Annotated in this window: 9 protein-coding genes; 3 read left to right on the forward strand and 6 right to left on the reverse strand. The window is 69.6% G+C overall.

Annotation, left to right across the window (positions count from 1 at the left end; all coding sequences use genetic code 11):
- Positions 1 to 56 precede the first annotated feature (56 nt).
- A complete protein-coding gene (locus ACZ60M_RS12565) occupies positions 57 to 1,079 on the forward strand; it encodes a LacI family DNA-binding transcriptional regulator (RefSeq protein ID WP_465417515.1) in 1,023 nt (340 codons plus the stop codon).
- Positions 1,080 to 1,128: 49 nt separating this feature from the next.
- On the opposite strand, the gene ACZ60M_RS12570 is transcribed toward ACZ60M_RS12565, so the two are convergent.
- Entirely contained in the window at positions 1,129 to 2,382 is a 1,254-nt protein-coding gene (locus ACZ60M_RS12570; protein ID WP_465417516.1) for a Gfo/Idh/MocA family protein, read from the reverse strand.
- 52 nt (positions 2,383 to 2,434) lie between these two features.
- Between ACZ60M_RS12570 and ACZ60M_RS12575 the strand changes: the two genes are divergently transcribed.
- Complete coding sequence (locus ACZ60M_RS12575; RefSeq protein WP_465417518.1) at positions 2,435 to 3,256, forward strand: helix-turn-helix domain-containing protein; 822 nt, start codon at positions 2,435 to 2,437, stop codon at positions 3,254 to 3,256.
- Positions 3,257 to 3,319: 63 nt separating this feature from the next.
- Here ACZ60M_RS12575 and ACZ60M_RS12580 read toward each other — a convergent pair whose 3' ends face one another.
- The 5 genes from ACZ60M_RS12580 to ACZ60M_RS12600 all read right to left on the reverse strand — a co-directional run bounded on the left by ACZ60M_RS12580 (position 3,320) and on the right by ACZ60M_RS12600 (position 10,832).
- Entirely contained in the window at positions 3,320 to 4,567 is a 1,248-nt protein-coding gene (locus ACZ60M_RS12580) for a glycoside hydrolase family 27 protein (RefSeq protein ID WP_465417520.1), read from the reverse strand.
- Between the two features lie 82 nt (positions 4,568 to 4,649).
- Entirely contained in the window at positions 4,650 to 7,025 is a 2,376-nt protein-coding gene (locus ACZ60M_RS12585; RefSeq protein ID WP_465417522.1) for a sialidase family protein, read from the reverse strand.
- A 122-nt stretch (positions 7,026 to 7,147) separates the two neighbouring features.
- A complete protein-coding gene (locus ACZ60M_RS12590) occupies positions 7,148 to 8,089 on the reverse strand; it encodes a carbohydrate ABC transporter permease (RefSeq protein WP_465417524.1) in 942 nt (313 codons plus the stop codon).
- Positions 8,086 to 9,069, reverse strand: a complete 984-nt coding sequence (locus ACZ60M_RS12595) for an ABC transporter permease (protein WP_465417526.1) — start codon at positions 9,067 to 9,069, stop codon at positions 8,086 to 8,088. The genes ACZ60M_RS12590 and ACZ60M_RS12595 overlap by 4 nt, the downstream gene beginning before the upstream one ends.
- 74 nt (positions 9,070 to 9,143) lie before the next feature.
- Complete coding sequence (locus tag ACZ60M_RS12600; protein WP_465417528.1) at positions 9,144 to 10,832, reverse strand: type 2 periplasmic-binding domain-containing protein; 1,689 nt, start codon at positions 10,830 to 10,832, stop codon at positions 9,144 to 9,146.
- Between the two features lie 241 nt (positions 10,833 to 11,073).
- On the opposite strand from ACZ60M_RS12600, the gene ACZ60M_RS12605 reads away from it, so the two are divergent.
- Positions 11,074 to 12,228 (forward strand): ROK family protein, encoded by a 1,155-nt coding sequence (locus tag ACZ60M_RS12605; RefSeq protein ID WP_465417530.1) that lies wholly within the window; start codon positions 11,074 to 11,076, stop codon positions 12,226 to 12,228.
- The last annotated feature ends 118 nt before the right edge of the window (positions 12,229 to 12,346 follow it).

Here is a 12,346-nt window from a genome sequence, read left to right on the forward strand (position 1 = left end):
TCTCACCGTGGCATCCCGGGCGCGGTTCGCGCAGACCGTCTCGTATCCTCAATGGCATGGCCTCCCCGAAGTCGTACCGCGCCCCCGTCCTCGCCGATGTAGCGAAGGCGGCGGGCGTCTCGGTCCCGACCGTCTCCCGCGTGCTCAACGGCACCAAGAACGTCGCCCCGGAGCTGGTCGCGCGGGTCAACGCGGCGGTGAAGGAGCTCGGCTACCGGCCCAACAGCGCCGCCCGCTCCCTGCGGCTGAGCCAGTCGAACCTCATCTCGATCATCGCGGAGGCCACGACCTCGAGCTACGGCTACGCGAACACGCTGCGCGGCGTCGAGATGGCCGCGCAGCAGGCGGGCATGTCCGTGTCGATAACCATCCTTTCGTCAGATGACGACGACGCGGTGGCGCGGGCGGTCGACCTCGCCTTGTCGCAGCCCATCGGCGGCGCGATCGTCCTGGAGTTCCGGGCCGCGGGCATGAAGGTCTCGAAAGCGCTCCCCGAGTCCCTCCCGGTCGTCGGGGCCGGGGGCGCGTCGGAGCGCACGGACGGCTCACTGGCGGCGCTCATCGACGAGGCGGCGGGCGGGCGCCAGGTGACCGAATACCTGCTGCGGCAAGGGCATCGCACGGTGCACCACATCGCCGGGCCCACCGGCGGCAAGGCCTCGGGCCGCACCGAGGGCTGGCGGAACGCGCTGCAGGACGCCGGAGCCGAGGTCCCCACCGTGATGCACTCGGAGTGGGACGCCCTGTCCGGCTACCGCTGGGGGGAGCGGATAGCGGGCCGCGACGACGTGACCGCCGTGTTCTGCGGGAACGACGAGATCGCGTTGGGCGTCATGCGGGCCTTGGCCGACCGCGGCCTCGACGTCCCTCGCGACGTCTCCGTCGCCGGTTTCGACGGCCAGCCGCTCGTCTCGCTCTGGCGCCCTTCGCTGACCACGGTCGAACAGGACTTCGAGGATCTGGGAGCGCGCGCATTCGACCTGCTCTCGCAGCAGCTCCAAGGCAAGACCGACCTCAAGTCCTCAGTGGTCAAACCGCAGCTCGTGGTCCGCGAGTCGACCGCGCCGCCGCGCGGCTGACACGGCGAACGCCCGGAGTCGCCTCCGGGCGTTCGGACGCAGCGGGACGCTACTGCGGCGCGTCGCCGAAGTCGTCGATGCGGAGGCGCTCGCCGCCGCGCAGGGCGGACTCGTGGGCCATGATGCCGGGGAGCGTGTACCGCGCGGCCACCCAGGCGTTCACGCTCGGCAGGGTCTGCTCGTTGACGGCGGTCACGAAGTCGTGCACGAGGAGGTGGTGGCTGCCCATGTGGCCGTTGCCGAGCCCCTTGAACTCGACCGGGAGCGCGGAGGTGTCGTGGACGGGCGCGTGCCCGGAGATGAACGAGTCGTGCAGCGCAGGGTCGACCTTGGCGAGGACCGGGTCGTCGGCGCCGGTGGCCCAGCCGGGCTGGACCAGCTCGGTCACGTCCTCCAGGGGCTCGGACCGCCCGTGCCAGAAGGTGGCGCGGGAGTTCTGCTCGAGGATGCCCTCGGTGCCGTAGAAGGTGAAGCGGGACTCGGGGATCCAGTGGGCGAGGCCGACGCGGCGGAACTCGTTGGTGCGGAAGCTGGAGCCGTCGGCGGTCTCGAACAGGGCGGTCGCGTTCGAGAAGTCGTTGTCGAACATGCTCACGGCCTTGTCGAAGACGCCGTCGCCGCGCTGGTCGGGGACGCCGATGGCGCTGACGCTGACGGCGTGGGTGTCCCAGGCGCCGAGGACGCCGCCGATGGCGTGAGTCGGGTACTTCATGGGCGGGAAGCTGGCGGTCTTCTTCCAGTCGGCGCCGCCGCTGTACTGGTAGGCGGCGTAGAAGCCGTGGTCCATGTCGTGGACGTAGTCGCCCTCGGCGTAGAAGAGGCGCCCGAACGCGCCCTCGGCGGCCTTCTGGCGGGCGAGCACCGTGGTGGGGTTGTACTGGCTGGTCTCGCCCATCATGTAGGTGAGTCCGGTCTCCTTGACGGCGTCGATGATCGCGCCGATCTCGTCCACTGTGAACGCCATCGGGACGGCGGAGTAGACGTGCTTGCCCGCGCGCAGCGCCTTGACGACGAGCGGGCCGTGGGTCCAGCGCTGGGTGAAGATCGCGACGGCGTCCACATCGGAGGCGAGCATCGCGTCGAAGTCGTCCTCCGTCCCGGCCAGGCCGAGCTCGGCGGCGAGGGTCGTAGCGCGCTCGGCGATGACGTCGGTGACGGTGACGCGGGAGACGCCGGGGTGGGCGTCGAACAGCTTCGCGAAGCCGCCGGCGAACTGCCCGGCCCCGACGATACCGATAGCGAACACGGGGAAGCTCCTTCGTTTCAGGTGAATGGCCGAACGGCCGGTGCCGGACGCCGCCATGACCGTATTAGTTTCGATCCGAGAAGTCTTCATCGATACGAGCGGGTGTTTCTTGGATACTCAGATCGCGATCCAGCCGCCCGAACTGCTCGGGTGGGCCGGGCGCCCCGTCCTCATGGACGCCGCCCACCAGCACGACGACCTGGAGATCAACTTCGTGGCCGAGGGCGGCACGATGCTCTACCTGTTCGGTGGCGAGCCCGTCGAGATCGCGCCCGGCTCGGTCGCGGCCTTCTGGGCGGCGGTGCCGCACCAGCTCGTCGCCAACACCGCGACCCGGGCGCACTGGGTGCACGTTCCGTTCGCGACGTTCCTGGGCTGGGGCCTGCCCGCCGCGCTCGTAGGCCGCCTGCTGTCGGGGAAGCCGCTCATCGCCCCGCCCTCGACCGCGATGCCGTCGGACCCCGCGAACTTCACGCAGTGGGCCGCCGACCTGGCGGGCGGGCAGCCCGAGCGCCGCCGCATCCTGCTCCTCGAAGTCGAAGCGCGCGTCCGCCGCCTCGCGCTGGACGCGCCGGGGGAGCCCGCGGCCCCGTACACCGGCGGCGACCCCGCGCTGCGCCACGTCGTCGCCATGGTGCGCCACCTCGCCGAGCACTTCCGCGAGCCGCTGACCGTGGCCGACGTCGCCGCCGCCGCGAACCTCCACCCCAACTACGCGATGGCCCACTTCCGCAAGATCGTGCGCACGACGATCTGGGAGTACCTCCTCGGATGCCGCCTCGCCGAGGGCCGCCGCCTGCTCATCACGACCGACCTGCCGATCGCCGACGTCGCCGCCGAGTCGGGATTCAGCTCGGTCAGCCGCTTCTACGCCGCGTTCAAGGCCGAATGCGGCCTCCCGCCCGCCGCTTACCGCAGGCGGCACCAGTGACGCGAAGGCGGGCCGGGACACCGTCCCGGCCCGCCTGCCATGCCGCGCTTCAGGTTCGGGTGCTCAGCGCAGGCGGAGCAGCGCCGAGCCGTGCGGTTCGAGCTTGACGGCGAGGTGGTCCGGGGAGTCGAGGTCGACGCGGTTCCAGCAGTCGCGGATCCGCTCGGGTTCGGGGACACCCAGGGACGACCACGGGAGCATCAGCTTCACCGCGGTGTCGCCCCGGTTGAAGGCGGCCGCGAAGGTGCCGTCCTCGGAGACCCAGGCGAGGAGTTCGCCTTCGCGCCAGACTTCGCGGGCGCCGACGGGATGGCGCACGGCGGCAAGGACTTCAGGGTTGGTGAGCAGTTCGATCGTCTCCGGGCTGGAGCTCGGCAGGTCCGCGCCGACCATGAGCGGGGACCGGGCGACACACCACAGGGTGAGCATCGTCCGCTGCTCGTCGGGCGTGAGCAGGCTGTCGCGCGGCTCGCCGACCTCGGCGCGGAGACCCATGCGGCCCAAGGGGAGCATGTCGGCGTCGGGCCAGTGGCCCGGGCCGGCGTGCGGCGCCCAGTCGCGGAGCAGGTCGAACTGGGCGTCCACGTCCCGCCAGCGGTCCCACAGGTCGCCCGAGACCCGCCACATGTGCGAGTGGGCCTTGAGGTGCTCGGCGTGGTCGATCGAAAGCCCCACGCCGGGCGAGAGGCTGAAGACGATGTCGCGTCCGGAGCGGTCGATCGCGCGCTTGAACGCCTCGATCTCGTCGTCCCAGTACGGGCCGATCATGTCGTCGGCCTTGATGAAGTCCACGCCCCAGTCGGCGAACTGGCGCACCAGCGCGTCGTAGTACGCCTGCCCGCCGGGGTGGGAGTGGTCGATGCCCCAGTTGTCGTCGTTCCACGCGCAGGGGCGGTCCTTGTCGGCGATCTGCGCGGCCGTGTAGCCGGTGTCCTTGATCGGCGCGTCGGCGGCGACGGCTTGGCGGGGGATGCCGCGCAGGATGTGGACGCCGAACTTCAGGCTGAGCGAGTGCACGTAGTCGGCCAGCGGTTTGAACCCGGCACCGTCCGCCGCTGAGGGGAAGCGGTTCGGCGCGGGCTGGGGGAGACCGTACTCGTCGAGGACCAGTTCGGCTCCGGGGTTGTAGCCGCCCGCGCGGGCTTTCGGCTCGTACCACTGGATGTCGACGACCACGTACTCCCAGCCGTGCTCGGCCATGTGCTCGGCGATGAACGCCGCGTTCGCGCGCGTCTCGGCCTCGGTCACCGAACTGCCGAACACGTCCCAGGAGTTCCAGCCCATCGGCGGGGTGGCGGCGAGAGGTTTCACGATAGTGCTCTCCTTGCATACGGGGAGATCGGAGCGTATACCGGTAAAGCCGCCCCGCGGGGTGCGGGGCGGCTCGACTGCGTCAGGCGTTGATGTCGCCGTAGATGATGCCGCGGCCGTTGGTCGTCAGGTAGACGCGGCCGTAGATCTGCGGGTCTCCGGTGATCGCGGAACCGGAGTAGGCCCACTGGTGCTCGTCGTCGTTGATGCGGCGCCAGCGGACGCCGCCGTCGGTCGAGCGGTAGATCGCGGCCTTGCCGTCCTTCAGCGCCGACGTGAAGATCACGGGGTAGCCGGATCGCTTGGCGGCCTTGCCGAAGCCGATAGAATCGGCCGTCTCGAACACCGTGATCTGCTTCCAGGTCGTGCCGCCGTCCTTGGACTGCCACATACCGCCCGGGACGCCTTCCTTGTCGTCGCCGCGCCCGGCGAGCCAGACGTGGTTCTTGCGGCCGGGAACGGCCCGGAAGACGTCCACACCCGCGGTCGGAAGGCCTTGGGCGCCGGTGTCGGCGAAGGTCTTGCCGCTATCGGTACTGCGGTAGAAGGTGCCGCCGGAGAAGGCGTACAGGACCGAGGCCTGAACGCGGTCAGAGCGAATCTTCGCCCCGGCCGGGAGCCCTTCGACCGGGTTCCACGACTGGCCGAGGTCGGTGCTGTACACCGGGGCGACCTCGGAGTCGCCGGGAGTCCACAGGATCACGGTCCCGTCAGCGTTGACCGCGACGGTGCCGCCGTGGCCGTCGCCGGGGACGCCCGCGACGGGCGCGGCGTTGCGCCAGGTCTTGCCGCGGTCGGTCGAGACCCCGACGTGGCCCTTCTCGTTGCCGTGCACGTTGCCGGTGCCGACCACGATGTCCCGGGCCTTCTCGGCGAAGTCGACGCTGGTGCCGGTGGACCAGCCGGTGGGGATCATCAGCTCGGCCCGGCCGAGGTCGGTGTGGACGAAGCCGCCGACGTCGCCGACGGCGGAGACGAGCGTCCCGCCGATCGCGGCGAGGTCGAGGCTCGCGCACTCCTCGACGCCTTCGGCGCGGACGCCGACCGTGAACTTCTCGACGGGCAGGCCGACGCGCTGGCCCGCCTCGTTCTCGCCGATGAGCTCGCCCTGCGAGTCCCACTGCGTCAGTTCCTCGGTGCCCCAGATGGTGGCGCCGGTGCCCCACATGATGCGGCCGGAGTCGTGCGGGTCGATGGCGAGCGCGTCGATCATCCAGCCGTGCTTGACCGCGTACGCGGGGCCGCTGTCGGTGCCGCCCCATGACAGCCAGGGGCTGCCGGAGTTGTCCATGTCGAACCGGTCGTGCCGGTCCTGGCCTTCGGCGTAGTCCCAGCTGAGGGACCAGGTCGCGCCGGAGTCCGTGGAGCGGTAGAGGATCTCGTCGGGCCACCAGTTGTTGCGCGTGGCCGCCATGAGAGTGCCGGGGTTCTGGCGGTCGACGGTGATCCCGCCGAAGCCGGGGATCACGCCGCGCGGGTTGTAGGCCGGGGTGACGTCGGTCCACTCGCCGGTCTGGGTCGCCAGGCGGACGATCTTGCCGCCGTTGCCGGAAGCAGGCGCGCCGTTGTAGGGGCCGGGGTCGTGGCTGGTGACCATGTAGAGGTAGCCGTTGGTGTTGTCCACAGCGGACTGCTGCGGGAAGGTGCGGTTGCCGCCGGCGTCGCCGAGGATCTCGGCCGCGCCGGGGACGGGCTGCCAGGTCGCCCCGCCGTCCTCGGAGACGTACAGCGGGTCGGCCGGGTCGGCCACGCCCACATAGGTCTTGCCGCCGATCTGGTCGAAGTCGATCCAGATGACGCCCTGGTTGTCGGCCTGGGTGATGTTGTTCGGGTCGATGACGAAGTTGCCGGGGTTGGGGAACTCCTCGACCTTGGCCCAGGTGCGGCCGTAGTCCTTGGAGCGCCACAGGCCGTTCCCGTTGGGGGTGCCCAGGTAGACCTCGGCGTTGTCGGCGGGGTTGACCGCGAGGCGTTCGCCCATGCCGCGTCCGGGCATGTTGCCGCCCTGCTTGAACGGCAGTTCGGCGATGCCCCAGTTCTCGCCCTTGTCGTCGGAGTAGAGGACCGCGCCGTTGTTGGGGTCCCAGTCGATCGTGTAGGTGCCGACGGCTGCGTAGACGCGGTTCGTGTCGACCGGGTCGGTGGCCATGGAGACCACGCCCGAGTAGCCCCACTTGTCGCGCCCGACCCAGTCGAGCAGCGGCTTCCAGGTGCGGGTGTCCTCCTGCCAGCGGTAGCAGCCGCCGATGTCGGTGCGGGCGTAGATGAGGTCCGCCTCGGTCTCGTTGAAGACGATGCCGGGGACGAAGCCGCCGCCGTTGATGGCGACGTTCTTCCAGGTGTAGGTGTCGCCGCCCTGCCGGTCGCGCTGTTCGGCTCCGGCGATGAGGGGGATGGACAGGGCGCCTGCCCCGACCACGGCAGCGCCTGCGGTGGCGGCAAATGTGCGTCGTCGCACGTGTTGCTCCTTTGCGTTGATTGGGGAACTTGCGTCAAGGGGCTGGGGGACTAGGGGTAGCGGGCGTCCGGGCCCGGCAAAAGTCCGGACGCCCTTCCCTCGCGGACCCTCACAGCCGCGGGTTATCCCTTCACGGCGCCGGTGATGACGGCCTTCGTGAAGTGCTTCTGGATGAAGGGGTACATGATCACGATCGGGACGATGGTGCAGACGACGACGGCCATCTTCAGCGCAGCGGTCGGCGCGGATTCCCCTCGGGCCTGGTACTGGGCCGTGGCCTGGGCGCCTTCGGGCAGGCCCTGGGTGGACATGAGCATGCGCTGCAGGACGACCTGGATCGGCTGGGTCTCCAGACCCGGTGTGTAGAGCACGGCCTGGAAGTACATGTTCCAGTAGCCGACCGCGTAGAACAGGGCGATGACGGCGAGGATCGCCTTGGACATCGGCAGGACGATGGTGAGGAGGATGCGGAACTCGCCGGCGCCGTCGATGCGTGCCGCGTCCAGCAGTTCCCCGGGGATGGAGTTCATGAAGAACGCGCGCAGGATGATGATGTTGAACGTGCCGACCGCGCCGGGCAGGATGAGCGACCAGTAGGAGTTGAACAGGCCCAGTTGCTGCACGACCAGGAACGAGGGGTACATGCCTGGTCCGAACAGGAACGTCAGCAGGATGAGCCAGAGGATCGGGCGGTGCAGCAGCGACCCGGTCCGCGAGAGCGCATAAGCGCCGCAGATGGTCAGCACCACGCTGATCGCGGTGCCGACGAAGGTCAGGGTCAGGGTCAGGAGCAGTGAGTCGGTGAGCGCGCCGCCGGAGAAGATCTCGCGGTAGGCCTGCACCGAGACTTCGGTGGGCAGGACGAGCAGGGATCCGCCGGCGCGGTTGAGGGCGTCTTCGCTGGCGAAGCTGGTGGCGACGACGGCCCAGATCGGGAGGACGATCGCGGCGGCGTAGCAGACCATGAACAGGAACTTGACGGCTTTGCCGGCGAGCGAGGGCTCTTCGTCCCAGATGGGCCGGTTCTTGTTGCGGCGCTGGGGTTTGACGTTGATGGCGGTCATGACTTCTGGTAGATCCCTTGCTCTCCGAGGCGGTGCGCGATCTTGTTGGCGACGAGGATGAGGATCAGTCCGATGACGCCCTTGAACAGGCCCGCGGCGGTGCCGAAGGACTCGCCCTGGTTGCCGACGATCGACTGGTAGTACACGTACGTGTCGAGCACTTCGGTGGCCTGGTAGCCGACGGCCTGGCGTTGGAGCTGGTACTGCTCGAAGCCGACGGAGAGGATCCCGCCGATCTGGAGGATGAGCAGGAGGATGATGACCGGCCTGATGCCGGGCAGGGTGATGTGCCACATGCGGCGCCAGCGTCCCGCGCCGTCCGAGGCCGCGGCCTCGTAGAGGCTCGGGTTGATCGACGCCAGGGCGGCGAGGAAGATGATCATCCCCCAGCCCGCGTCCTTCCACGCCCACTGCATCCACACCAGGAACATGAACGTGTCGGGGTTCGAGGTGAAGTGCAGCCGTTCGCCGCCTCCGTCCATGAGCCAGTTCGAGATCAGGCCGTCGGCGCCGAGGACCTGGACGAACACGGTCACGACCAGCACCCAGGAGAAGAAGTGGGGCAGGTAGACCACCGACTGGAACGTGGAGCGGACCTTGAGGGAGATGATCGAGTTCATGGCCAGGGCCAGGACGACCGACAGCGGGAACATGCACAGCAGGTTCAGCGCCGCGAACTTCAGGGTGTTGAGCAGCGCCGGGGTGAAGTACGGGTCGTTGAAGAGCCGTTCGAACCACGCGAACCCGACGAAGGGGTTCTCCCAGAAGGGCCGGTAGGGGCTGTAGTCCATGAACGCGATGATGTTCCAGGCCGAGGGCCAGTAGTGGAACACCATGAGGTGCGCGACCACGGGCAGGGCCAGCACCAGCAGCGGCCAGTCGTGCCGCAGCCGCTGCGCCACGGTGCGCTTGCGCCTGACCGCCGTCGGGCGGGAAGCCTCGCCTGCTTCCGGTGGTGCGGTGCTCTGGAGAGTTGCCATCGCTTCAGATTCCAGTCGTGTAGTTCCGGTACGGGCGGCGGTCGGGCGGCCGCGGGACCGCCCGACCGGGTGTGCTACTCGTCGCCGTAGACGGCCAGGTACGCGTCGGTGTAGTGCTTGCGGGCGTCTTCGCCGCCGTTCTTGAAGTACGTCTCGACCATCTCCGGGATGGAGGAGAGGTCGGCGCGCCCGTAGGCGATGTCCGACTGCTGGTCCCAGAGGGTGGTGCCAGCGGCCTTCGCGGCGGCGGGGGCCTCGATGCGGATGCCCTGGAAGGGGGGCTCCACGACGTACTGCTGGATCGAGGCGTTGTACTCGAAGCGCGCGGTGACCATGTCGGGGTCGCCGGTGAGGAACGTGTCGACCTGGGCGAACGCCTTGAAGTTCACCGGGCCCTGGACGACCTCGGGGCCCGCCCCGATGTACGTGGGGTTGCCGCTGGCGTCGAGCTCGAAGTGCTCGCCTTCGACGCCGTAGTTGAGCAGTTGGTACTCCGTGGTGCCGTACGGGGCGGCGCACCAGTTCGCGACGTCCAGGATCTCCTCGACCTGCTCCTTGGAGAGGTCCTTGTTGAGGAAGGTCCAACCGCCGATGCCGGCGGACAGCGGCACGATGGGGGCGCGGCCCTTCGCGGCGAGCGGCGGGAGCGGGGCGACCGCGCCTTCGGCCTGGCCGTTCTTGACCTTGAGGTTGTAGTCGTTCCAGCGGACCAGGTTGTCCTGGGTGAACATGACCTGCCCGGCCTCCTGCATCGCGGCGGCGTCGAGGGTCCCGGTCGGAGCGTCGGGGTGGATGAGCCCTTCGTCCCAGAGCGTGCGGCGGAACTCCATGAGTTCGGTGAACTCGGGCTTCTCGATGTTGTTGATCATCTTCTTCTGGTCGGGGTCCCAGTTCCAGCCGTCGACGCCGCCGAGGTTGAACCACTGGCCGATGAACCAGTCGAGGCCCACGAAAGCCCACCGCGAGTCGGTGGTCCAGGCGCGGGAGACCTCGAGGAGCTCTTCGACCGTGGTCGGCATCGCCAGGCCCTCGGCCTCCAGGAGGTCGGTGCGGGCGAGGATGCCGTTGCCCTGGCCGCCGCTGTAGGTCATGGGGATGGCGTAGATGCCCGCGGTCTCGGGGTCGTTCGGGTCCTTGGACCACACGGCCTGGCCCCACGAGTCGGACGGGAGGGCGGCGAGGAGCGGCCAGCGCTCGGCGATGTCGCCCTGCACGATCTCGGTGAGGTCGTAGAAGGAGTTGACGACCGTTTCCTGGAAGTTGGCGAAGGAGCCGGTCATGTAGTTGAACAGCTGGATGCCGTCGCCGTACTCGTTGGCCTTGACCCACTGGACGGCCGTGTCGCCGTAGGTCATGCCGTCGCCTTGGCGGATCTTGACCGTGGTGCCGCCCCAGGTTTCGGCGACCTTCGCGAAGTAGGGGTCGTCCTGCGCGGGCGGGGTGCCCCAGCACGGGATGCTGATCTCGTAGGTGCCCTTGCCGGAAGGCAGGTCGGTGATGGCCTGGACCGGAGCGGGGTACGAGGTGAACGCGGAGGGGTGGTGCGGCGGCTCGCCGACCAGGTCCGGCTGGACCGGCAGCGGCCAGTCCTCGTGGGTGGGGAGGAAGTCGAAGCCTTCGCTCGTCTGGGTGGAGCCGGTGCTGCCCTGGATGTCGGAGCAGGCGGCGATGACCGGGAGGCCCGCGGCCCCCGCGGCCCCGAGCCCCGCGGCCTTGAAGAGGGAGCGGCGTCGGAAGGGCGCCCGGTCTGAGGGAGTGGTCATGTCGCTGAACCTCGTTGTCGCGAAGGGATAAGGAGTGACGCAGATCGGGCGTATCGAGGTATGTGTATGCCTGACCTGGTGCGCTGTACCGTACGCAGACGCCATCGACTTTGTCAACTAATGAAACCAACTTGTTTGCAAAGGCCGCCCGACATACACCCGTAAAAGCCTCAACCAGGGGCATCGTGCCGCCCGGTCGCCTCCCGATACCGTTGGCCTTGAACAAACCGAGGAGAACGCAATGGAGCAGACACCGGCGGCCGACGACCGCCCGCCCGCGGCCCCGCTGAGCGGCCTGGAGCGCAGCACCCTGCGGGAGCTGCTGGTCCACGGGCCGAAGTCGCGGGCGGAGATCGCCCGGGAGCTCGGCATGTCGCGGGCGAGCCTCACGCGCGTCACGCGCACGCTCATCGAGCAGGGCCTGGTCGCCGAGGGCCCCCTCGAACTGCGCGGCGCCACCGGCAGGCCCAGCGAGGTCCTGCGCATCCGGCCCGAGGGCCGCCGGTTCCTCGGCGTCAAGCTCACCGGCGAGCGCCTCTTCGCCGTCGTGACCGACCTCGCGGCGCAGGCGCTGGCCGAGTACAGCGAGCCCCTCGCCTCGCGGTCGGTCGAAGACGCCGTCGCGCAGATCGCCGGCGTCTACGCCCGCCTGTCCGCCGACCACCCCGGCATCGCCGCGGTCGGCATCGGCCTCGCCGGGGACGTCGTGGTGAAGGGCGACCGCCAGACCGTGCTGCAGTCGCCGTTCCTCGGCTGGGGCGAGGTGCCGCTCGCCGACCTCGTGGGCGAGCGGGTGGGCGTGCCCGTCGCGACCGAGAACGACGTCCGCGCCCTGACCGCGGCCGAGCACTGGTTCGGGGTCGGCGCCGGATACGAGTCGATGGTCCTCGTGACCGTCGGCACCGGCGTCGGGGTCGGCATCGTCGTCGACGGCAAGGTCGTCACCGGTGCCAGCGGCCGGGCCGGGAGCGTCGAGCACCTGCCGGTCGACCCGGGCGGCCCGCGCTGCGAGCGCGGCCACCGCGGCTGCGTGGCCTCGTACCTCCCGAACGCGGCGATCGTCGCCGCGCTGCGCACCCCCGGGCTCGACTACGCGAACGTCCTCGAGCTCGCGCGCGGCGGCGACCCCGCCGCCAGGCAGGCCTTCCGCGACGCCGGGCACGCGCTCGGGGTCCTGTCCGGGATGCTCGCGAACACCCTCGACCCCGAGAAGATCGTCATCACCGGCGACGGCATCGCGGTGACCGAGCTGGCCCGCGACGAGATCGACGCCGCGATCGCGATGCTCCGGGGCCCCGACGAGGCCCCGGTCGCCCTCGACATCCAGCCGTTCGAGTTCGCCGAATGGGCGCGGGCCGGGGCCGTGCTCGCCATCCGCGACCACCTCCGGTTCTGAAATGGTTAGTTTCATGAGTTGACAAACAAGGGCGACTTGTCGATACTTGGGCGGCCCCAGCCAGTCCACCGAGGAGTCCCCATGTCCGAACCGCGAACCGTCGCCGAACCGCCGCCGC

This window comes from Glycomyces sp. NPDC050141, assembly GCF_055586545.1.